Genomic DNA, 21671 nt, shown 5'->3' on the forward strand with positions numbered 1-21671 from the left:
GATGATAGGGGGTGGGTTTTTGGGCTGGGGAAAATTTTTATTAGACTTCTTTCCAAACCCTGATTTTTATGGATTTTTAAAAACTTCAACCCCAATACTTATAAGGGTTTATTTTTAGTTTGGAAAGAGATTTATTTAAGAAGAGTGCCAAACCCTGCTTTGAGCTTGTGCAACTTTGGTGGGATGGCAAAGTTGCAATAACCTTGGGTGGGATTTTTGGCGAAAAAGTTCTGATGATGATCTTCTGCTTGATAAAAGGCTGGGGCTTTTTCCACGCGTGTGACCACGTCAATGCCGTCTGCTTTTAGCGTGGTGATTTTGTCATGGATGATGGGCAAATCTGATTCATTGTCATAAAAAATCACAGACGCGTACTGTGTGCCAATGTCATTGCCCTGACGGTTTAGGGTGGTGGGGTCGTGCGTGGCAAAGAAAATATCTAAAATACTTGATAAATCAATGATTTGCTCATCATAAACAACTTTGATGACTTCCACATGTCCTGTCTGCCCACTACACACCGATTCATAGTCTGCCGTCTCTGCCTGTCCGCCTGCATAACCACTGGTCACAGAATCAACGCCTTTGACCGCCAAAAATACCGACTCGGCACACCAAAAACAACCGCCCCCTAGGATAATCTCTTGCATAATCACGCCTTTAATTTATGAAAAAACATATTAATAGTGGTAGAATAGCACATATTTTATAAAAATCCAACGACCCATGCCATACAGCGACCACACCCTCAGTCCGACCACTGACCCAGTCATTCATGCTGGTGCGGACACCCTGTTTACCACGCCCCTTGACAAACACGCCCGCTTTAGCTTTGATGAGCAGGTGGTGGCGTGCTTTCCTGACATGATACGCCGAAGCGTCCCTGGTTATGGGCAGGTGCTTGCCATGTTGCCGATTTTTGCCCGTCGCCATCTGGGACATCGTCAGCAAAAAAACGGTAAAAAAATCAGTCGTGTCTATGACTTAGGCACATCGCTTGGGGCAGTGCTGTTTGCATTGGCGGGCGAGTTTGAGGCGGATGAAGTGGAGCTTATCGGCATTGACAACTCACACCCCATGACCGAGCGTGCCACTGCCTTGTTGGGTGAGCATTACCCCAATCATGACATCAGTATCATCTGCGATGACATCAATGAGATGGCACTTCAAGAATGCGACATGATTGTGCTGAATTTGACTTTGCAATTTTTACCGCCTGCCAAACGGGCAGAGATTTTGCAAAAATGCCATGACGCATTGGCGGAAGGGGGGATTTTAATATTGACCGAAAAAGTGCATTTGCTGGATGAACAAAATGACGCATGGCAAGTTGAGCGGTATTATGACTTTAAACGTGCCAATGGGTATAGTGAGCTTGAAATCAGTGGCAAGCGAAACGCCCTAGAAAATGTACTCATCACTGACAGTGAATATCAGCACAGCGAGCGACTAACTGCGGTGGGTTTTACCAGACAGATGACGTGGTTTCGCTTTTTAAATTTTATCTCTATCATTGCTTTTAAATAAAGTCTGTACTTTATCTTGCAAATCATCGATGGTTTTAAAACCCATTTGCAAGATACGCTCTACAAAATGAAAAAGTGCTACGGTTTCCGTTCGTGGTGAGCTAAGTCGAACCATGACGAAAACCGACCCGCAGGCATAGCTCAGGGCGAACGGTTTCTGTAGTAAAATTCAATTTTGTTAGCTGTAATTTAAGCAATCTGCCTAATTTTTTAACTTTTACATTGATAACCGATGACTACCATTGCCGATTTTGAAAAAGATTTATATCTGTTTTTATTAAACATTGCCAAAAACAACCCAGTCGCTCATGAGTGGCTTGCTCATCTGCCATCATGGTTTGGTGATATCAAGGATAAGTCCCGCTACGCCCACGCCCCTTATTATGCGTCCGCCATCAATAAACTGCCGAACGTTCATCCTGTGGCGGTAGATTTGACCGATAAAGTCGCCATCACGCTGGGCGATGATTGGCAGATGGGCGAGTATAAAAAAACCACGGCACTGCTAAAAACGCTCATGCCGTGGCGAAAAGGCCCTTTTTTTATCGGCTCGGATGATAAGCTCATTCACATAGACACCGAATGGCGGTCAGATTGGAAGTGGCAGAGAGTTGCTCCGCATTTGGATTTGGTGGGCAAGCGAGTACTGGATGTCGGCGGTGGTTCGGGCTATCATGGCTTTCGCATGCTCGGGGCGGGGGCGACATCGGTGGTGGTCATTGACCCGTCGTGTTTGTTTTATCATCAGTTTATGGCAATCAAGCACTTTGTGGGGGCGTGCGACGTGCATTATGTGCCTGTGGGGCTAGAAGCGTTGCCGTCTGGGGGGTGGTTTGATGTCGTGTTTAGCATGGGGGTGTTGTATCATCGCTCATCACCCTTTGAGCATTTAGAGCAGTTAAAGGCTCAGCTACGGCACGGTGGCACGCTTGTTCTGGAAACGCTCGTCGTTGATGGCGATGAACACACCGCTTTGGTGCCGTTTGAGCGTTATGCGATGATGAATAACGTGTACTTTTTGCCGAGCGTGCCTGCATTGACAAAATGGCTTGGCAAGGTGGGTTTTGTTGATGTGCGTTGTGTAGATATTGATGTAACCAGCACTGATGAACAGCGTGCAACCAAGTGGATGAATTATCAGTCATTGGCGGACTTTTTGGACAAAGACGATAAAACCAAGACCGCCGAAGGTTATCCTGCTCCCAAACGGGCGGTCATGATTGCCAAAAAGCCTTAATGTAATTCCATAAATTGATATATAGCGTAGGGATGTGCTGAGCACGTCCTTTAATGGCGATAGTTTAGGTATTGCCCTAAATAAACCACGTCTTTAACACAAATTCAATCACGATTTTTAATAAAAAGCCAACAAACCCCGCTCCCAATGCCACAAAAATCCAAAATGTCCCTGCCTTGCCAGCATTGGTGCTTTTTGCCATGTCCCACATGATAAAAAACAAAAAAGCAATGAACGCAGGCAGTAGCCCATACAGTCCAATCTTGACAATCAGTCCTTCGGAAATGGCAACAATCATAAGAACACCTGTGGATGAGTGGGTAAGAATAGTTTATTATAACATAACTTGATAAGATGGCGGTATGGCTTATTTACCCGTCAGCTGTCCTGCTATCCAGCGTTTGACAGGCGGTAAGTGGTTGCTCACTCGCAAGGTCAAGTCCCGCACCGCTTGCATGGGTGTGCTGTCATCAGTAAACATTTTTACCATAAAGTTCGTGCCGTGATACAGGGGGCGGGTGTGGGCTTGGTGGCGGACGTTGTATTTTTGTAGTAGGGCAGGGCTTGCGATGTCTTGCCCTTTGGCGTGAGCATCTAGCATAAGCGTGACTAGGGTATTTGCCCCCATGATACCTAGATTGAAGCCATGAGCGGTCACAGGGTGCATACCCACCGCACTGTCGCCCACCAAAGCCGAGCGAGTGGATACAAAGGTTTTGGCGTGTACGCCCATGAGTGGGTAGTGATGTACCGTCCCTGCTAGGGTCAGTTTGCCCAAGCGGTCGCTCATCATACGCTGAACTTCTAAGGCAAGCTCATCGGCAGTCATGGCAAGCAGGCTGTCGGCTTGGGTGTTGTCTAGCGTGATGACGCAGTTGGTCAGATGGTCGTGCAGGGGCAGTAGGGCAAGCGTTCTGCCATGCAAAAAGCACTCTTGGGCGGTCGCTCCATTAGATAAAGGGTGCGACACCCGAAAGACGATGACCGTCCGCCCAAAGTCGTTCATTTCAGCCCCAATACCAAGCTTTTTACGTACAAAGGATAAGCGACTGTCCGCCCCGATAAGCAGGTTGGCAGTCAAGGTGCGACCATCTGCTAAGATGACCTTTGCCCCTTGGCTGTCGGTTTTAATGTCTTGGACGGATTGTTCGGTTAGGATTTGTACATTGGGCAAATCCTTGACTTCATCATAAAAAGCTTGTCTGATGTTATGGTTGGAGATGAGATTGCCCAAGCGGTCAATGCTAGTGAGCAGGCTCAAATCTTTTGGCACTTTAAAATGCAAGGCGTAGTTAAAATCACCATTATAAACCTTAGCATCAGCGAGCTTATAAATCTCATCATCGGGTATGCGTTGCCATGCCCCTAGGTTTAGCATAATCTCCCGTGAGCGGTGAGTCAAGGCAATCTCACGCCCGTCATAAGCAGGGTTTGCGATGGTATCTAGGGGGGATTTTTCGATGATGGTCACGGTCAAATCCACGCCCTTAAAATGCCGTGCAAACGCAAGACCTGCCGGCCCTGCCCCGATGATGATGATGTCGCTGTGTGCTGTGTTCATGATAAGCCTTATGATGGTGTGGGCAGATTATTGGTGGATTATTGGTGATTGGCAAGTTCGTTTTTTAGGGCGGTTTTTAGCCAGCCTTTTAGGTCGTCAGAGACCTGTGCCATGTGTTCGCCCAAAAAGTCGTCAATTTGCTTGCTAAGTTTGTCCGTAATGCGTGCTTCTAAGGCGTCCAAATCTTTGGGGTGTAGCCGTTGGGCGGGGGCGGATGTCTCGCTAAATAAGGCTTGGGGTGTCTCTAAGTTGTGAATGATACGGGCAGGGATGGGCGTGTCATCTCGGTGGATAAAAAACAAATCTTCAACGGTCTGCCCAAAATCGGCATGGTTAAATTCAAATTCATGGGCAGGCGTACTACCATGGAGCATGTCAATGATGTCATCAAGCTCTTGATGAAAGGCGTTTTTGATGGCGGTGGGGGTGGCATGCCAACGCTTGGTAAACTGGGGGCTAGGCGAGAATGCGGTCATGATTATCCTTGTGGGTTTTTATGCTAGGGCGTGCTGAACGTTGGTATTTGCCATGAAAAATAGGGGAAATCGCCCGTTTTTCAAGGAAAAAGCGAAGTTTGATAGTTATTCTATCAAACAAGCTTTTATTAGACTTCTTTCCAAACCCTGATTTTTGTAGATTTTTAAAAACTTCAACCCCAATACTTACAAGGGTTTATTTTTAGTTTGGAAAGAGATTTATTATGAAAAACAATCCGACCACTTAATTTAAAAAATTAAGTTAAAGTCTTAAAAATTTACACGATTAAGTGGTCGGATAGCCATTTTTCATGCAAAAATTGAGTTAAAGCGTTAAATTCCATCATATTTTTAATAATGTTATCAATGTTCAACACGCCCTATTGTAATGTAAATTGACGGATTTTTAAAGGCAATACTACCAAAGAGTTGATGGTTAATTTTTACCCTGCTGTTCAAAGGCGATAAAAGCTTGGCTTTTGTGGGTTTGCCAGTTGTCGCCATCTTTGATAATAAATAAAGCGATGATGTTATTTTCATCGGCAAGTTTAATGGCGTCATCTTGGGGTATGGCGGTCAAGGCGGTTGCCCAGCCGTCCGCCAGTGCGGTGGTGTCAGCGATGACAGTTACGCTTGGTACGCCATTTTCCACAGGGCTTGCGGTGTGTGGGTTGATGGTGTGGCTGTATGTTTTGCCATCATAGTCAAGCGAGTTGCGGTAGTTGCCACTGGTCGCCATGCTTTGCCCTGATAGGGCAAGGGTGGTCATGATTTCACGGTTGGCGGTGGTGCTACCCATGATGGGCTTGTCAATGGCGAGCGTCCACGGCAGTCCTTTGTCATTGACTCCGCTTGTGGCGATTTCTCCGCCAATCTCCACCATATAATTGGTGATGTTGTACTTAGATTTTAGAACGTCTGCGATTGTATCCACGCCATAGCCTTTGGCAATCGCCGAAAAATCAAGTCCCACACCGTCTTTTGTTTTGGATAATTCATTGCCATTTAGCGTGATTTTATCAAGTCCGATGGTATCACGCACGGCTAGGATTTCAGATTCGGTGGGTGGATTTTGTAGGCGTTCTACGCTCATCTTTGCCCCAAAGCCCCAAAGCTCCACAAGTGGATAGACGGTTGGGTCAAAGCCGTGGTGCGACTTTTCATAGATGAGTCTGCTGTCGGATAAGACTTTGATAAAATCGGGGTCGATTTGTATTGTCTGCCCTGCACTTAGGGCATTAAATTTGCTGATGGTGCTGTCGGCTTGATAAGTAGACATACTGTCGTTTATCTCATCAAGGCGAGCGTCTATGCTTGCCTGTATCTCGTCTGTGGTCGCCTCTTTTGGTAGTTTAAAGGCGATGTGGTAGCTTGTTCCCATCGTTTGCCCGTCTATTTTTTGGTAAGTGGTGGACGGTGGGGTGGGGGTGCAAGCGGATAAAGCGAGGATGAATAATGAGATAAGATATTGATGTTTCATGATTTTTACATATTCTTAATCTACACATAGTAGAAATTGGTGGTGTCGTTAGACGGCTAAAATTATAACATAATACATCATAAAATGATATCTTTGTCATATTACATATTCTTATAAAAAATATTGACAAGACAAATCGCCTTTTATAAAATACAGCTGTACCAAAATAGTACCCAGCCACCACCAAACGGAGATTTTTTATGTTATTTCAAGACTTTACTCATTTATACCCCCTATCAAAAACCGTGCGTTTTGAATTAAAGCCCATTGGTAAGACATTAGAACATATCCACGCCAAAAACTTTTTGAGCCAAGATGAGACCATGGCGGACATGTACCAAAAGGTAAAGGCGATACTGGACGATTATCATCGTGATTTTATCACCAAGATGATGAGCGAGGTGACATTAACTAAACTGCCAGAGTTTTATGAGGTTTATTTGGCATTACGAAAAAATCCCAAAGATGACACATTGCAAAAACAGCTAACCGAGATACAAACCGCTTTACGAGAAGAGGTAGTCAAGCCGATAGACAGTGGTGGCAAATACAAGGCTGGTTATGAACGCTTATTTGGGGCAAAGCTCTTTAAAGACGGCAAAGAGCTTGGTGATTTGGCAAAATTTGTCATCGCCCAAGAGGGCGAGTCATCGCCCAAGCTTCCCCAAATTGCCCATTTTGAGAAGTTTAGTACTTACTTTACGGGCTTTCATGATAACCGCAAAAACATGTACAGTAGTGATGATAAGCATACCGCCATTGCCTATCGTCTGATTCATGAAAACTTGCCACGTTTTATCGATAATCTACAAATACTGGTAACCATCAAACAAAAGCACTCGGTATTGTATGACCAGATTGTAAATGAGCTAAATGCCAACGGTTTGGATGTGTCGCTGGCAAGTCATCTGGACGGCTATCACAAGCTTTTAACCCAAGAGGGTATCACGGCTTATAATAGGATAATAGGTGAAGTGAATAGTTATACGAATAAGCATAATCAAATTTGCCACAAATCTGAACGTATCGCCAAATTACGCCCCCTGCACAAACAAATCCTAAGCGACGGCATGGGCGTGTCATTTTTGCCAAGCAAATTTGCCGACGATAGCGAGATGTGCCAAGCGGTCAATGAATTTTACCGCCATTATGCCCATGTTTTTGCCAAGGTGCAAAGCTTATTTGATAGATTTGATGACTATCAAAAGGACGGCATTTATGTTGAGCATAAAAATTTAAATGAGCTATCTAAGCAGGCATTTGGCGATTTTGCTTTGTTGGGTCGGGTGTTAGACGGCTATTATGTGGATGTGGTGAATCCAGAATTTAACGATAAATTTGCCAAAGCCAAAACCGACAATGCCAAAGAAAAACTGACAAAAGAAAAAGACAAATTCATCAAAGGCGTGCATTCCTTGGCAAGTCTTGAACAGGCGATAGAGCATTATATTGCTGGGCATGATGATGAGTCTGTGCAGGCGGGCAAGCTTGGGCAGTATTTCAAACATGGCTTGGCGGGGGTGGACAATCCAATCCAAAAAATACACAACAGCCACAGCACCATTAAGGGGTTTTTGGAGCGTGAACGCCCAGCAGGCGAGCGAACATTGCCCAAAATCAAATCAGATAAAAGTCTTGAAATGACACAGTTAAGACAACTAAAAGAACTGCTAGACAACGCCCTAAATGTGGTGCATTTTGCTAAGTTATTAACGACCAAAACCACGCTAGATAACCAAGACGGCAATTTTTATGGTGAGTTTGGGGCATTATATGATGAGCTTGCCAAGATTGCCACGCTTTATAACAAAGTGCGTGATTATCTGTCCCAAAAGCCATTTAGCACCGAAAAATACAAATTAAACTTTGGCAACCCGACATTATTAAACGGTTGGGATTTGAATAAAGAAAAAGATAATTTTGGGGTTATCTTGCAAAAAGACGGTTGTTATTATTTGGCGTTATTGGATAAAGCTCATAAAAAAGTATTTGATAATGCTCCAAATACAGGCAAAAGTGTTTATCAAAAAATGGTTTATAAATTATTGCCTGGCTCTAATAAAATGCTACCCAAAGTGTTTTTTGCCAAGAGTAATTTGGATTATTATAACCCTTCTGCAGAGCTACTGGATAAATATGCACAAGGCACGCACAAAAAAGGCGATAATTTTAATCTAAAAGATTGTCATGCGTTGATTGATTTTTTTAAGGCGAGTATTAACAAACATCCAGAATGGCAACATTTTGGTTTTGAATTTTCGCTAACCAGTAGCTATCAGGATTTAAGTGATTTTTATAGAGAAGTTGAACCACAAGGTTATCAAGTAAAATTTGTGGATATTGATGCCGATTATATTGATGAGTTGGTTGAGCAGGGTCAGTTGTATTTATTCCAGATTTATAATAAAGATTTCTCGCCCAAGGCTCATGGTAAACCTAATTTACATACTTTGTATTTTAAGGCGTTATTTAGTGAGGATAATCTTGCCAATCCAATTTATAAATTAAATGGCGAGGCGGAGATATTTTATCGCAAGGCATCTTTGGATATGAATGAAACCACCATTCATCGTGCAGGCGAGGTATTAGAAAATAAAAATCCCGATAATCCCAAAGAGCGTCAATTTGTCTATGACATCATCAAAGACAAACGTTATACCCAAGATAAGTTTATGCTACACGTGCCTATTACCATGAATTTTGGTGTGCAGGGTATGACGATTAAAGAATTTAATAAAAAAGTTAATCAAAGCATACAACAATATGATGAGGTGAATGTGATTGGCATAGACCGTGGCGAGCGACATCTGCTATATCTGACCGTGATTAACAGCAAAGGTGAAATCTTAGAACAGCGTAGTCTCAATGACATCATCACCACATCGGCAAACGGCACACAAATGACCACGCCTTATCATAAGATACTGGACAAAAGGGAGATAGAACGCCTAAATGCTCGTGTCGGTTGGGGTGAAATTGAGACCATTAAAGAGCTAAAATCGGGCTATCTAAGCCATGTGGTACATCAAATCAGTCAGCTTATGCTTAAATATAACGCCATTGTGGTGTTGGAAGATTTGAATTTTGGGTTTAAGCGTGGTCGCTTTAAGGTGGAAAAACAAATTTACCAAAACTTTGAAAACGCCCTAATCAAAAAACTCAACCATTTGGTATTAAAAGACAAGGCAGATAATGAGATTGGCTCATACAAAAATGCCTTGCAACTGACCAATAATTTTACCGACCTAAAAAGCATTGGCAAGCAAACAGGCTTTTTATTCTATGTGCCTGCATGGAATACCAGTAAAATAGACCCTGTAACGGGCTTTGTGGATTTGTTAAAACCACGTTATGAAAATATCGCTCAATCGCAAGCGTTTTTTGATAAGTTTGATAAGATTTGTTATAACGCAGACAAGGGTTATTTTGAATTTCATATTGATTATGCCAAATTCACTGACAAAGCCAAAAATTCTCGCCAAATATGGACGATTTGTTCGCATGGCGATAAACGCTATGTGTATGACAAAACCGCCAACCAAAATAAAGGGGCGACCATTGGCATTAATGTCAATGATGAATTAAAATCGTTATTTGCTCGTTATCGCATCAATGACAAACAGCCAAATCTGGTCATGGATATTTGCCAAAATAACGATAAAGAATTTCATAAATCGCTAACGTATCTGTTAAAGGCATTGCTTGCATTACGATATAGTAATGCCAGTAGTGATGAAGATTTTATTTTATCGCCTGTGGCAAATGACAAGGGTGTGTTTTTTAATTCGGCATTGGCAGATGATACACAGCCACAAAATGCGGACGCCAATGGTGCGTACCATATCGCATTAAAGGGGCTGTGGCTATTAAACGAATTAAAAAACAGCGATGATTTGGATAAAGTCAAACTTGCCATTGATAATCAAACATGGCTAAACTTCGCTCAAAACCGCTAATCGCTAAAAGCTCAGTTTCGGCTGGGCTTTTTATTTGGGAGATAGTATGGAATATCATACATTAAACATCAGTCAGTTAAATGATTTTATTTTTTGCCCCTATTCTATTTATCTACATAACGTCTATCAGGCATTGGACGATGATACATATCACGATACGCCACAAGTCAAAGGCAAAATCGCTCATGAGGGCGTGGATAATGGCACATACAGCACCAAAAAGTCCGTTATCACTGCCATGGCGGTGTATTCGGATAAATATGGCTTGACAGGCAAAATTGACCAATATTTTGCTGATAGTAAAAAACTCATCGAACGCAAACGCACGATTAAAACCATTTATGACGGCTATAAATTACAGCTTTATGCCCAGTATTTTTGTTTGATAGACATGGGATTTGAAGTGGATTATTTGGGTTTTTATTCGATGACGGATAATAAAAGCCACGCTTTGGCGTTGCCTGATGATGAGATTATTGATTGGTTTGAAAGTCATTTATATAAGATACGTCATTACAATCCCGTGACTGATGACATTCATATCAATATCAATAAATGCACCCATTGTATTTATCAGCCTTTGTGCGATAAGACGGACTAAATAAGGACAATCTATGCTTAGCATTTCGGACATCAAAGAAAAACAGATGATATTGTTAAATAACTTGGAGGGCGGTTATCATCTTTGTATTTCACAAGGTAATATCATCATCAAAAATAAAGACAGCGATGAGACATTAACCAAAATCACCCGTCATAAAGCCATGGCTCTGATGATTATTGGGTATTGTACGCTGACTAATGTATTGATTGAATTTTGTCAAAAATATGGCATTGCCTTGATTTTGTTAAATTCAAGATTAAGACCGATTTTATTTGTCAGCTCTTTTGGCGAGGCAAATTATCTATTAAGGCAAAAGCAATATGCCATTGGTGATAATCAAGCTTTAAATTTTGCCAAACATTTTATAGAACAAAAAGCCAATAATTCTATCACTTTATTAAAAGGCATTCGCAAAAAAGACGATGAATTACGCCAAATCATAGAGACATTAGCCGATTATCAAAGGCAGATTGGTCAAACCAAACGTTTGGATGAATTAATGGGTATAGAGGGTAATATTGCCAAAAGCTATTTTAAACATCATTTTGGGCAATTAAAACATGCTTCTTGGCAAGGCAGAAAACCACGCCTAAAAATAGACCCTGTCAATGTGGTGCTGGATATGGGTTATACGCTGTTGTTTAATTATATAGAGGTAAATTTACGATTATTTGGTTTTGATGTTTATAAAGGCATGCTTCATCAGCTTTGGTATAAACGTAAATCATTGGTATGTGATTTGGTTGAACCATTTCGCTGTATCGTGGATAAGCAGGTATTGACATCATTTAATCTTGGGCAATTTAAAACAGAGCATTTTAATCAAATAAAAATGCAATACCAACTAAAACCTGAACATCAAAGAACTTATAACGCCATTTTAATGCAGGCAATCATCGCCCATAAAGTACCAATATTTGTTTATATCAGGGATTTTTATCGTGCATATATGAAATATGCTGATAAAGATATGGTATTTGACGAATTGGTTTTGATGTTGCCAAATTTTGACATACAAGCAAATGGAGAAGATGTATGATAATCGTCAGTTATGACATCAGTGATAATAAAGTGCGTGGACGATTTGCCAAATTTTTAATGCAATATGGCGACAGGTTGCAATATTCGGTCTATGAAATTCAAAACAGCGAACGCATTTTAAACATCATCACCGAAAAAATAAAAGCAGAATTTGAGTCTTTATTTACAGGAGCGGATAGCGTCATTATCTTTCGGTTTACAGAACGTGAAGTATTAAGATTTGGTCATGCCAAACATCGTAATGAGGATTTGTTAATTTTATAAAAATCCTTGGCAAAAATGATGAGGTTTGTTATAATAAGAGATCTAAATCACACCCAAATGTTTACTTTACAAACCTAAGTCTTAATGTGTGATTTATCATGTTTTGGCGGTAAAAATGATGATTTTTTGTACAAAAAACTTGCTAATTTCTCAAAAAATCATTAAAAATACCCCAAAACGGGTCTAACGACCTTTTAAATTTCTACTGTTTGTAGATTTCCTTTTTTGGCTCAAGATAATCACAGTCTAACGACCTTTTAAATTTCTACTGTTTGTAGATATGAAGTGGTTACCCACTGCTACTTGAGTCTAACGACCTTTTAAATTTCTACTGTTTGTAGATCCATTGTTTCCCCAATCATGTTAGCAATGGTCTAACGACCTTTTAAATTTCTACTGTTTGTAGATCTGTACTGACGGTACGCCAATCCTGCAGTCTAACGACCTTTTAAATTTCTACTGTTTGTAGATAAAAGCCCCAAATCAATGCAGGTGGATGTCTAACGACCTTTTAAATTTCTACTGTTTGTAGATGTGTGGATGATTTGATAATCATCAAAGGTCTAACGACCTTTTAAATTTCTACTGTTTGTAGATATCAGTTTCTTCATCAATGGTAACTGGTGTCTAACGACCTTTTAAATTTCTACTGTTTGTAGATACAAATATCCGTGCTTTGATGGGTGCAAGTCTAACGACCTTTTAAATTTCTACTGTTTGTAGATGTATTGCTTGTTATGGGTGCTATTATAGTCTAACGACCTTTTAAATTTCTACTGTTTGTAGATGTGAGTGTAAAGAGCTTGGCACGTAAAGTCTAACGACCTTTTAAATTTCTACTGTTTGTAGATAGGTAATTGTTTACACCTGTAACCGTTGGTCTAACGACCTTTTAAATTTCTACTGTTTGTAGATACAGATAATCCATATAGTCCAAGAGTTCGCGTCTAACGACCTTTTAAATTTCTACTGTTTGTAGATACCAATACGCCAGCATATCAAGCATAGTCTAACGACCTTTTAAATTTCTACTGTTTGTAGATAAGGTTAAATGGCTAGTTTTTGATGTAGAGTCTAACGACCTTTTAAATTTCTACTGTTTGTAGATCGGCTTGCGTCCCCTTGTAGCTTAAGTCTAACGACCTTTTAAATTTCTACTGTTTGTAGATGGGCGAACGACTAGATAGCCCAAATCGTGTCTAACGACCTTTTAAATTTCTACTGTTTGTAGATTAAAGGACTGTGTAGGTTTGTCCACGATGTCTAACGACCTTTTAAATTTCTACTGTTTGTAGATTAAATCACCCTTGGGTAAGATTGGCACCTGTCTAACGACCTTTTAAATTTCTACTGTTTGTAGATTAATGCATACAGGCGTAATGGGTTGAAGTCTAACGACCTTTTAAATTTCTACTGTTTGTAGATATACTTTTACCCCCCCCCTGAAAGCCGTCTAACGACCTTTTAAATTTCTACTGTTTGTAGATGTGTAAATCTCTTTTTATGTAGTTCTACGTCTAACGACCTTTTAAATTTCTACTGTTTGTAGATATTGTTGCAATCGCTTATTTGATTGGTGCTGTCTAACGACCTTTTAAATTTCTACTGTTTGTAGATAAGCTCAACCAATTCACGATACACGCACCAGTCTAACGACCTTTTAAATTTCTACTGTTTGTAGATTGCGGTGTTGGTTTTCACCCTTTACCGTCTAACGACCTTTTAAATTTCTACTGTTTGTAGATTGCGGTGTTAGCCATTGCCACCGAGCGTCTAACGACCTTTTAAATTTCTACTGTTTGTAGATATGATGATAAGATTCTACTGGATATCTTGTCTAACGACCTTTTAAATTTCTACTGTTTGTAGATCACCTCTTCTGGCAAGGCATTGTCGGCGTCTAACGACCTTTTAAATTTCTACTGTTTGTAGATAAAAGTATTTTCGCTACAATCACTCGCCGTCTAACGACCTTTTAAATTTCTACTGTTTGTAGATAGCAAGCGTTAAAACGATATTTTTTCAGTCGTTAGTCTAACGACCTTTTAAATTTCTACTGTTTGTAGATTTTTAGTTCGTCTTGATTGGATAATAGCGTCTAACGACCTTTTAAATTTCTACTGTTTGTAGATGCTTCTGTGCTTGTTGGCTTTGCCGTTGTCTAACGACCTTTTAAATTTCTACTGTTTGTAGATATTCAAATGGATAAAATTATGAAAACGTCTAACGACCTTTTAAATTTCTACTGTTTGTAGATTTAAATTATGTTGCTATGGCTCATTGGTCTAACGACCTTTTAAATTTCTACTGTTTGTAGATGGGGGCAATGCCCTGCTCCTGTTACTCAGTCTAACGACCTTTTAAATTTCTACTGTTTGTAGATAAGTGAAAACCAAAGGTAAGCTAAAAGGTCTAACGACCTTTTAAATTTCTACTGTTTGTATTGGCGTTTAAGATGATTAACCCCACTGCCTGTCCCGAAACGCTACTGCCGTGTCTTTGGCTTTTTTGATGGCAAGTTTGCGGTTATGACTGGCGAAGAGCTTTAACTGCCACAGTTTTTCTTGGTATAAGGTCAGATGGTCGCTTGGGTGCATGCGATTGATAAGGCGTTTGCTCGCCAGTACCGCATCAGGTGAGCGAGTGGCAATCTCATCGGCTAGGGCTTTGGCACGTGTCATCGGTTCATCATCGAGATGGGTGATGAGTCCGTAGTTGTAAGCGGTCTGGGCGTCAAGTAGGCGGGCAGACATGGCAAGCTCTTTTAGCCTATCCTTACCGATGTCTTTGGCAAGACGGGTCAGCCCCATGTCAGCGACCAGTCCCCATTTGGCTTCAAGTACCGACCATGTCGCCGATGGGTGGCTGATACGCACATCCGCCCCCATGGCAAGCTGTAACCCCGCCCCAAGGCACACGCCATTAACCACGGCAATCACTGGCACAGGCAGGCTTTGCCAAATTAAGCACACCTGTTGAAACAGACTGGGGGTTGGCTTTATCAGCTCTTTGGTGGCAAATAGCATGTTCTTGGGCGAGCCAAACACCGTCAAATCCAGCCCACTACAAAAATCTGCCCCGCCTGTGATGATGACGGCACGCATTGATTTGTCCGCCTTGATGTGGCGAGCGGTCTTGATTAACTCTTGCATCATCACAAAGTTCATGGCGTTCTTTTTGTGGGGGCGAGATAAGGTGATGATGGCGATGTGGTTGTCGTGGCTTAGCGTGAGTGTTTGCATGGGTTTTTCCTTTGTTATGCTTTATACCATTTTCCAAGGTAGGGTATCTTCATCATCATGACCGCCTGACTTAAAGTTTGGGTTGGGTGTTGAGTCAGGAGCGGATGAGTTATTCGCCCCATTTGCCAAAAAGTCTTCGATGTCAATATTTTCAAGGCTTTCTAGGGCGTCGATGAGTGAGCGGTAACTGGGGCGAATGCTGATGAATTGCCCTGCTGATGTGTCGTCCAAATTGGCACGGCACTTTTGTTCAAAGTCTTCTGCTGTGGCTCTAAGGCGTGGCACACCCGTGTAGCGACTGCCCCCGACTAGCCGATGTGTGATGTCGGCAAGGGCGACTCTGTCTCTGTCTGCCCACGCTCGTTCTAGGGCAAGCTTTTCGCTCTCGCTACTCTCGATAAGTAGTGAGAGTAAGGTTTTGGCAAGGTCGTCTTTGTTGGCAGAGCGTGCCAATGCATCCGCCCAGTCGATGTCGGGTAAGGCGGATTTGGTTTTGTTGGTTTTATCAGTTTTGTGGGCGTGCTTGCCCTGTTGGGGGGCTGACCCATTGTCATCAATGCCTTTATCCATGCCTTTGTCTGTACCATCATTCATGTCATCGCCCGTCAGCTCGCCTATCTCGCCCATCTTGCCATAGGGTGTACCTGCAAAGTCAGGCGTGCCGTCTGTGGGGGTAATGACAGGTCTGCCTGACTCGCCAAGCCAGCGTGAGAGCGTCTGCACCAGCTGTTCATGCCCGATGGGTTTGCCAACATAGTCACTAAGCCCTGCCGACACTAGTCGCTCTTTTTCATCAGATAGACCATGGGCGGTTAGGGCGATGATAGGAACAGGGGGGCGGTTGTGACTCTCTTCGATTTTGCGGATTTGGATACTGGCTTCTAGTCCTGACATTCTGGGCATTTGAATGTCCATAAAAATCAAATCAATCCGCTCGCCCATGCTGATGGCACGGGTCATGGTCTCGATGGCATCAAAGCCATTATGGGCGGTGATGACTGCCACGTCAAGCTCGCCAAGCAGGGCTTCTAGCACGAGCAGGTTGGGCGGATGGTCGTCCACTGCCAGCACCCGATGACCTGAGAATTTACTGACGAGGGTATCCTGCATGGGCTTGTCATCGGCGAGCATGGCGATGAGTTGGCGTTTGTCCATGGGTTCGTAGAGTGCGTGCGTTTGGTATTTGTCCAGTAGGGCGTTGTCCATGCCGACTTGATAGCCATAGGCGGACAGTTTGCCCTGATAGCGAGAGCGGATTTGGCGAAGGATGGCACCGACATCATCCAAGGACGCATCCTGCCCAAAATAGTCCACAATCACCCAGTCAAAGCCATGCCCCGCCTTGTCCAGCTGTTCTAACAAATCAGCAAAGCCGATGGCAAAATGCACATCCACATCCGACCCTGCCAAGGTTGCTTTTAGCACTTGAATGGCGGGAGCGTGGTTTATCCACACCAACAGCTTGGTTGGGATAAGTTTTGTTAGGCTGTATAAATCATCATCGGCATCCGTGTCATCAGGAGTCTGCATGCTTGCACTGCCCAGATGAATGGGCATCTCAAACCAAAACGTCGCCCCTGTCTTGGCGATGTTTTCGCTGTTATTGTCATAAAAACCTATCGTTCCGCCCATCAGCTCGGTCAGCTGTTTGCTAATCACAAGCCCCAGTCCCGTTCCGCCATAACGACGGGTCACTGACAAATCGCCTTGGCTAAAACTCTTAAACAGCGACGCTTTGTCATCATCGGACACGCCTTTGCCTGTATCTTCAACGCTGATGTGCAGGTAGCCATCATTCTCATCGGACAGTCCCACACGCACCACCACGCCCCCTGTATCGGTGAACTTGATGGCATTGCCAACGAGATTGGTTAGGATTTGCTTGACTCGCAGACTGTCGCCTGTCACACGGTTTGGCACGTCATTATAAAACAGCACCGACAGCCTAAGGTGCTTTTCTAATGCCATGGGCGAGAGCATGTCCACCACGTCATAGATGGCAGAGTATAGGTCAAATCCATGACTGTCTAGCACGAGCTTGTCTGCTTCTAATTTTGAAAAATCAAGCACGTCATTGACCAAGGCGAGTAGATGGGCGGATGATTTTTTGATGGTTTGGACATACAGGCTTTGTTCGGCACTTAGACCGTGGCGACCATCATGGCGACCATCGTGCCGAGCCAACAGGTTGATAAAGCCGTCAATGCTGTTTAATGGCGTGCGCAGTTCATGACTGATGTTTGCCAAAAATGCCGACTTGGCATGGCTAGATGACACCGCCAAATCCCGAGCCTTGCGAATGGAGATGGTCTGCATTTCCATCTCATCTAGGGCGTGCTGTAAATCCTGCTCGGTCTCATCAGCGTGGGTTTTTAGCTCATTAAAACTTACCGACAGTCGTCTCATGGCTTGGACAAAGTCCCGTTGTAGCAGGGAGAATTCGCCATCAGCATTGGTCTTGATGGGTTTGTCGATGTTGTCGCTGTTTAGTTTTTGCAAAAACAGACGCATTTCATAAATCGGGGCAATCCAGCGTTTAGAATAGATATTTAAAATAAGTAGCAGGAGCAGTAGCGTGGTCAGACCTGTGATGGCAAGGGCAAGCACCACCCGATAACTGGTGATGGTCAAAGACTTATCATCCATCTCAACAACGACATAATAAGGCGTGCCGTCAAACATCATCTGCCTGCCATAGCTTGTGCCATAAGTGCTGTGATAACGCTCAAAATTGCCTTGATATTTATTCATGACCCCAAGCAGTTCATCACTGGCAAATGGGATATCATTATCATAACCGCCATGACTGGCTAGCAGACGATAATCCCCATCAAAAATCGCCATACGTCTGACCTGTTGGGGCGATATTTTATGAAAAAAGTCATCAAAGGCGGGTAGGGCAGGCGTGGGACTGTGCGTGTCGGCAAAATGACGAGTTAGGCTCATCTCATAGCGGAGCAGGGCGGTGCGTGCCAAAGCGTCCTGCTCGGAGAGTACCGCCTGTCTGACTTCACGAAAAACAAGCACTCCACCGACCATCGCCAAGATGACTATCGGCAAAAACACAAGGGCGACTAATTGCCCATAAGCACTGCGTAGGTTAAAAGGGGTTTTTTTCATGAGTGGGCTATGTTGTCAGGCAGATGGCATAGTTTAGCATAATTCCAAGATGAATTTTAGGGGCTATTTCAAGATGACTTTTAAGGCAAATTTACCGCTAAATTTAACGGTAAAAATCCGTTTGTGCTATAATGTCGCCACTTTATTATACAGATGACCACCTAGCCATGACTGATTTGACCACCCCAAACGCCCTAAATCGCACCCTTGCTCACACCGTTGGCAACACACCCCTTGTCCGTTTGACACGCCTTGCCACAGACGTAAACGCTGATATTTTTGCCAAATTAGAAGGCAATAATCCTGCAGGCTCGGTAAAAGACCGTCCCGCTTTTAATATGATAAATGAAGCCCAAAAACGGGGGCAAATCAAACAAGGCGACACGCTCATCGAAGCCACAAGCGGTAACACGGGCATTGCCCTAGCCATGGTGTCCGCCATGCTCGGCTATAAGATGACCCTTATCATGCCGTCCAATTCCACCCAAGAGCGTAAAGATGCCATGCGTGCCTATGGGGCGACATTGATAGAAGCGGATAGTATGGAAATGGCTCGGGATATGGCTCTTGCCATGCAAGCGGACGGTAAAGGGATTGTCCTTGACCAATTTAACAATGACGACAACTGGCAAGCTCACTATAAGACCACCGCCCCCGAGATTTGGGAGCAGACAGGCGGACGGATTACACACTTTGTCAGCTCAATGGGGACGACAGGGACGATTATGGGCGTGTCTCGCTTTTTAAAAGAAAAAAACCCAAATATTCAAATCATCGGCTTACAACCGTCAGACGGCTCAAACATCGCAGGGATACGCCGTTGGGAGCCAGAATATTTGCCCAAGATTTTTGATAAATCGTGGGTGGATACGATTATGGATATTGACCAAACGAACGCTGAATACTATATGCGAGCATTGGCACGCACGGAGGGGATATTTTGTGGGGTGTCAAGTGGTGGGGCAGGCTTTGCAAGCTACCAAATCGCCAAACAAATCAAGACAGATGACCCCAAAGCCGTGATTGTCTTTATCGTCTGTGATAGGGGAGATAGATACCTATCTACGGGGCTGTTTGGGGTGGATTAAGCGTAAGTGCCAAACAACCCACGAATAACCCCATTTAGCCGTTTCATGTCGGTTGGGCTGTCCATATGCTCACGGATAAGTTGCCATACGTCAGGCTCAATGGCATGAACAGGCTCGGCAGGTCGTTGTGGTTGTGGGCGATTTTTTAGGGCGTTTTGGATATGGCTGGGTAAGTCATTGGCATTTTTGGCATTGGCAAAATCAATCTCGCCCATTTTGGTATATAGGTCTTTATCTGCGTCTTTTTTCATAGTTTTTTCTCTGTGATGGGGTGCATAGCCGTGATGAAAAAATGCGAAATTTATCATCAAAGATACACCAGTTTACAATAATCAATCTGCCTTTATCACTCATGCCAATGGTAAAATACCGCTCTTCGCCATTGTAATCGCCAAAATCTCGCTCATACAAGGCGTAAGGGTCATTTAACGCACTATTGGCTTCATAAAAATCAATGTCATCATGTTTTTGGATATTGATTTGTTGCTTATTGGGGTCAAATAGTAAATCATCACTCATTGGCATATCTACACGCTGAATTATCAAAATTATATCACTTTATCAAATTTGTGCAACCTGCCCAAACCGCCTGTATCATGCTATAATCGCTTTTATATTTTGTAAATAAAAGGAATGACCATGACCCCAATTCTCATTTTTGACATCGAAACCATTCCCGACCTTGACACAGGACGACTGCTCTACCCTGAGATTGCCACGCTGTCCGATGATGACGCCCAAACGGCTCTGACCGCCATTAGGGAGGCAGAAGCAGGCAATGCCTTTATGCGACTGCCCCTGCATAAAATCGCCTGTTTGTCCTTTTTGTGGGTCAGTGATGATAAATTTAGCTTAAAGTCCCTAAGCCTGCACCAGATGAGTGAAGCGGAGATTTTGACGACTTTTTTTAGGGCATTTAATCAAAAACCCGCCCCCACGCTCGTGTCATGGAATGGGGCAGGGTTTGATTTGCCTGTCATGCTCTATCGTGCCTTACACCACAAACTGACCGCCCCCACGCTCTTTAATAGCCAATCGCCCAATTATCTGTATAAATATGGCGATGCTCACATTGATTTGATGGATAAATTATCACTGGGTAATTATGGCAATAAACAAAAGCTAGACACCATTGCCAGTCTGTGCGGATTTGCTGGCAAGGGCGATGTGGATGGCTCGCAAGTTGTGCCGATGATCAAGGCAGGGCAATGGGATAAGCTGACCACCTACTGCGAATCGGACGTGCTAAACACATGGCTTATCTATCTAAGATGGCAACTTTTAACAGGCAGGTTCTCGCCCGATGTCGTGGCACGCCATGAGTCGCTCACTTATGATAAATTAAGCCAAATCAAAGATGGCGAAACGATACGTCATGCCGAGTTTTTGAATGCGTGGCGACAGTGATGTTTTGGGATGGGGCTCATTATGCACGAGAAAGCCAGTATGCACGATAAAGAAGTAAGCCGATTTTTAAGTCGGGTATTGCGACACAAGCCTGAACTGATTGGCATTGTGCTTGACGAGCAGGGTTATACCGACATTGAGACATTGATTAACAATGCTTGTGAATTTGGCAAGCATTTTGACTACGCTCAATTATTAGCGGTGGTGGCAAATAATGACAAACAGCGATTTCAACTGTCCGATGACGGCACGCAAATACGAGCGGTGCAAGGGCATTCGCACCCCAGTGTCAAACGCCATTATGAGCCACAAACCCCGCCAAACGTGCTGTATCATGGTACGGCAGTTAAGTCGCTTGACAGCATAAAACAGCACGGTCTAACAGCCCAATCTCGCCACTATGTTCACTTATCTGCCGACAGCGACACTGCCACAAAAGTAGGGGCAAGGCATGGCAAGGCGGTGGTTTTGACGATTGACACCGCCACAATGCACGCAGAGAGTCATGTCTTTTATCAAGCTGAAAATGGCGTATGGCTGACAGAGTCTGTGGCGGTGGGGTATATTGATTTTGGCAGTCATTAACGGTTTGCATAGCCACATCACCAATTTTTTGTTATAATAATCCCCTTTACCCAAAAAGTGCCTTGTTGAACCGCACCCCAAAAG

18 protein-coding genes and 1 CRISPR repeat array are annotated in these 21671 nt (G+C 43.3%); of the genes, 9 read left to right on the top strand and 9 right to left on the bottom strand.

Annotation, left to right across the window (positions count from 1 at the left end; all coding sequences use genetic code 11):
- Positions 1-131 precede the first annotated feature (131 nt).
- The gene (msrA, locus tag B5J94_RS09010; protein WP_079364079.1) at positions 132-650 is read right to left on the bottom strand and encodes a peptide-methionine (S)-S-oxide reductase MsrA; all 519 of its coding nucleotides are present in this window, start codon (positions 648-650) and stop codon (positions 132-134) included.
- Between the two features lie 76 nt (positions 651-726).
- On the opposite strand from msrA, the gene cmoA reads away from it, so the two are divergent.
- Positions 727-1527 carry a carboxy-S-adenosyl-L-methionine synthase CmoA gene (cmoA, locus tag B5J94_RS09015; RefSeq protein ID WP_062501063.1) on the top strand — a complete coding sequence of 267 codons (801 nt, stop codon included), beginning with the start codon at positions 727-729 and terminating at the stop codon, positions 1525-1527.
- Positions 1528-1758: 231 nt separating this feature from the next.
- Positions 1759-2763, top strand: coding sequence for a tRNA 5-methoxyuridine(34)/uridine 5-oxyacetic acid(34) synthase CmoB (gene cmoB / locus B5J94_RS09020; protein WP_062501068.1), 1005 nt, complete (start codon positions 1759-1761; stop codon positions 2761-2763).
- Between the two features lie 76 nt (positions 2764-2839).
- On the opposite strand, the gene B5J94_RS09025 is transcribed toward cmoB, so the two are convergent.
- The 4 genes from B5J94_RS09025 to B5J94_RS09040 form a co-directional block, all read right to left on the bottom strand.
- The gene (locus B5J94_RS09025; protein ID WP_062501070.1) at positions 2840-3061 is read right to left on the bottom strand and encodes a DUF2788 domain-containing protein; all 222 of its coding nucleotides are present in this window, start codon (positions 3059-3061) and stop codon (positions 2840-2842) included.
- 69 nt (positions 3062-3130) lie between these two features.
- A complete protein-coding gene (gene ubiM, locus B5J94_RS09030; RefSeq protein ID WP_062501071.1) occupies positions 3131-4324 on the bottom strand; it encodes a 5-demethoxyubiquinol-8 5-hydroxylase UbiM in 1194 nt (397 codons plus the stop codon).
- 38 nt (positions 4325-4362) lie between these two features.
- The gene (locus B5J94_RS09035) at positions 4363-4800 is read right to left on the bottom strand and encodes a hypothetical protein (RefSeq protein WP_062501073.1); all 438 of its coding nucleotides are present in this window, start codon (positions 4798-4800) and stop codon (positions 4363-4365) included.
- Between the two features lie 436 nt (positions 4801-5236).
- On the bottom strand, positions 5237-6280 hold the full coding sequence (locus tag B5J94_RS09040) for an FAD:protein FMN transferase (RefSeq protein WP_079364081.1): 1044 nt from the start codon (positions 6278-6280) through the stop codon (positions 5237-5239).
- A gap of 200 nt (positions 6281-6480) precedes the next feature.
- On the opposite strand from B5J94_RS09040, the gene cas12a reads away from it, so the two are divergent.
- From cas12a to cas2, 4 genes are read left to right on the top strand one after another with little or no spacing between them, the layout of a single operon-like run.
- Complete coding sequence (cas12a, locus tag B5J94_RS09045) at positions 6481-10236, top strand: type V CRISPR-associated protein Cas12a/Cpf1 (RefSeq protein WP_062499108.1); 3756 nt, start codon at positions 6481-6483, stop codon at positions 10234-10236.
- A gap of 46 nt (positions 10237-10282) precedes the next feature.
- A complete protein-coding gene (cas4, locus tag B5J94_RS09050; protein ID WP_079364082.1) occupies positions 10283-10837 on the top strand; it encodes a type V CRISPR-associated protein Cas4 in 555 nt (184 codons plus the stop codon).
- A gap of 13 nt (positions 10838-10850) precedes the next feature.
- Positions 10851-11879: a type V CRISPR-associated endonuclease Cas1 gene (gene cas1 / locus B5J94_RS09055; protein ID WP_062499109.1), complete on the top strand. Its 1029-nt coding sequence runs from the start codon at positions 10851-10853 to the stop codon at positions 11877-11879.
- On the top strand, positions 11876-12145 hold the full coding sequence (cas2, locus tag B5J94_RS09060) for a CRISPR-associated endonuclease Cas2 (protein ID WP_062499110.1): 270 nt from the start codon (positions 11876-11878) through the stop codon (positions 12143-12145). The genes cas1 and cas2 overlap by 4 nt, the downstream gene beginning before the upstream one ends.
- Before the next feature lie 181 nt (positions 12146-12326).
- Positions 12327-14591: direct repeats of the CRISPR family, unit length 36 nt; unit sequence GTCTAACGACCTTTTAAATTTCTACTGTTTGTAGAT.
- 13 nt (positions 14592-14604) lie between these two features.
- Here cas2 and B5J94_RS09065 read toward each other — a convergent pair.
- Both B5J94_RS09065 and B5J94_RS09070 read right to left on the bottom strand, forming a co-directional pair.
- Positions 14605-15387 carry a crotonase/enoyl-CoA hydratase family protein gene (locus B5J94_RS09065; protein ID WP_062499111.1) on the bottom strand — a complete coding sequence of 261 codons (783 nt, stop codon included), beginning with the start codon at positions 15385-15387 and terminating at the stop codon, positions 14605-14607.
- A 21-nt stretch (positions 15388-15408) separates the two neighbouring features.
- A complete protein-coding gene (locus tag B5J94_RS09070) occupies positions 15409-18507 on the bottom strand; it encodes an ATP-binding protein (protein WP_079364083.1) in 3099 nt (1032 codons plus the stop codon).
- A gap of 167 nt (positions 18508-18674) precedes the next feature.
- On the opposite strand from B5J94_RS09070, the gene cysM reads away from it, so the two are divergent.
- Positions 18675-19595, top strand: coding sequence for a cysteine synthase CysM (gene cysM / locus B5J94_RS09075; RefSeq protein ID WP_062499117.1), 921 nt, complete (start codon positions 18675-18677; stop codon positions 19593-19595).
- On the opposite strand, the gene B5J94_RS09080 is transcribed toward cysM, so the two are convergent.
- Both B5J94_RS09080 and B5J94_RS09085 read right to left on the bottom strand, forming a co-directional pair.
- The gene (locus B5J94_RS09080) at positions 19592-19846 is read right to left on the bottom strand and encodes a hypothetical protein (RefSeq protein WP_062499112.1); all 255 of its coding nucleotides are present in this window, start codon (positions 19844-19846) and stop codon (positions 19592-19594) included. The two genes, cysM and B5J94_RS09080, sit on opposite strands and share 4 nt — an antisense overlap.
- Positions 19827-20114, bottom strand: a complete 288-nt coding sequence (locus B5J94_RS09085; protein ID WP_062499113.1) for a BrnT family toxin — start codon at positions 20112-20114, stop codon at positions 19827-19829. Before B5J94_RS09085 ends, B5J94_RS09080 begins: the two co-directional genes overlap by 20 nt.
- 114 nt (positions 20115-20228) lie before the next feature.
- On the opposite strand from B5J94_RS09085, the gene B5J94_RS09090 reads away from it, so the two are divergent.
- Both B5J94_RS09090 and B5J94_RS09095 read left to right on the top strand, forming a co-directional pair.
- The gene (locus B5J94_RS09090; protein ID WP_062499114.1) at positions 20229-21002 is read left to right on the top strand and encodes a 3'-5' exonuclease; all 774 of its coding nucleotides are present in this window, start codon (positions 20229-20231) and stop codon (positions 21000-21002) included.
- Positions 21003-21023: 21 nt separating this feature from the next.
- Entirely contained in the window at positions 21024-21587 is a 564-nt protein-coding gene (locus B5J94_RS09095) for an RNA 2'-phosphotransferase (protein WP_228144573.1), read from the top strand.
- Positions 21588-21671 lie beyond the last annotated feature (84 nt).

It is taken from the genome of Moraxella lacunata, assembly GCF_002027545.1.
GTDB lineage: Bacteria > Pseudomonadota > Gammaproteobacteria > Pseudomonadales > Moraxellaceae > Moraxella > Moraxella lacunata.

Excerpts from the sequence above, each read along its gene's own strand:
- B5J94_RS09090 (WP_062499114.1), top strand. The coding sequence starts at position 20,229 with ATGACCATGACCCCAATTCTCATTTTTGACATCGAAACCATTCCCGAC.
- B5J94_RS09025 (WP_062501070.1), bottom strand. The coding sequence starts at position 3,061 with ATGATTGTTGCCATTTCCGAAGGACTGATTGTCAAGATTGGACTGTAT.
- B5J94_RS09040 (WP_079364081.1), bottom strand. The coding sequence starts at position 6,280 with ATGAAACATCAATATCTTATCTCATTATTCATCCTCGCTTTATCCGCT.
- B5J94_RS09095 (WP_228144573.1), top strand. The coding sequence starts at position 21,024 with ATGCACGAGAAAGCCAGTATGCACGATAAAGAAGTAAGCCGATTTTTA.
- B5J94_RS09080 (WP_062499112.1), bottom strand. The coding sequence starts at position 19,846 with ATGAAAAAAGACGCAGATAAAGACCTATATACCAAAATGGGCGAGATT.
- cysM (WP_062499117.1), top strand. The coding sequence starts at position 18,675 with ATGACTGATTTGACCACCCCAAACGCCCTAAATCGCACCCTTGCTCAC.
- msrA (WP_079364079.1), bottom strand. The coding sequence starts at position 650 with ATGCAAGAGATTATCCTAGGGGGCGGTTGTTTTTGGTGTGCCGAGTCG.
- cas4 (WP_079364082.1), top strand. The coding sequence starts at position 10,283 with ATGGAATATCATACATTAAACATCAGTCAGTTAAATGATTTTATTTTT.
- B5J94_RS09070 (WP_079364083.1), bottom strand. The coding sequence starts at position 18,507 with ATGAAAAAAACCCCTTTTAACCTACGCAGTGCTTATGGGCAATTAGTC.
- ubiM (WP_062501071.1), bottom strand. The coding sequence starts at position 4,324 with ATGAACACAGCACACAGCGACATCATCATCATCGGGGCAGGGCCGGCA.
- B5J94_RS09085 (WP_062499113.1), bottom strand. The coding sequence starts at position 20,114 with ATGAGTGATGATTTACTATTTGACCCCAATAAGCAACAAATCAATATC.
- cas2 (WP_062499110.1), top strand. The coding sequence starts at position 11,876 with ATGATAATCGTCAGTTATGACATCAGTGATAATAAAGTGCGTGGACGA.
- cas12a (WP_062499108.1), top strand. The coding sequence starts at position 6,481 with ATGTTATTTCAAGACTTTACTCATTTATACCCCCTATCAAAAACCGTG.
- cmoA (WP_062501063.1), top strand. The coding sequence starts at position 727 with ATGCCATACAGCGACCACACCCTCAGTCCGACCACTGACCCAGTCATT.
- B5J94_RS09035 (WP_062501073.1), bottom strand. The coding sequence starts at position 4,800 with ATGACCGCATTCTCGCCTAGCCCCCAGTTTACCAAGCGTTGGCATGCC.
- cmoB (WP_062501068.1), top strand. The coding sequence starts at position 1,759 with ATGACTACCATTGCCGATTTTGAAAAAGATTTATATCTGTTTTTATTA.
- cas1 (WP_062499109.1), top strand. The coding sequence starts at position 10,851 with ATGCTTAGCATTTCGGACATCAAAGAAAAACAGATGATATTGTTAAAT.
- B5J94_RS09065 (WP_062499111.1), bottom strand. The coding sequence starts at position 15,387 with ATGCAAACACTCACGCTAAGCCACGACAACCACATCGCCATCATCACC.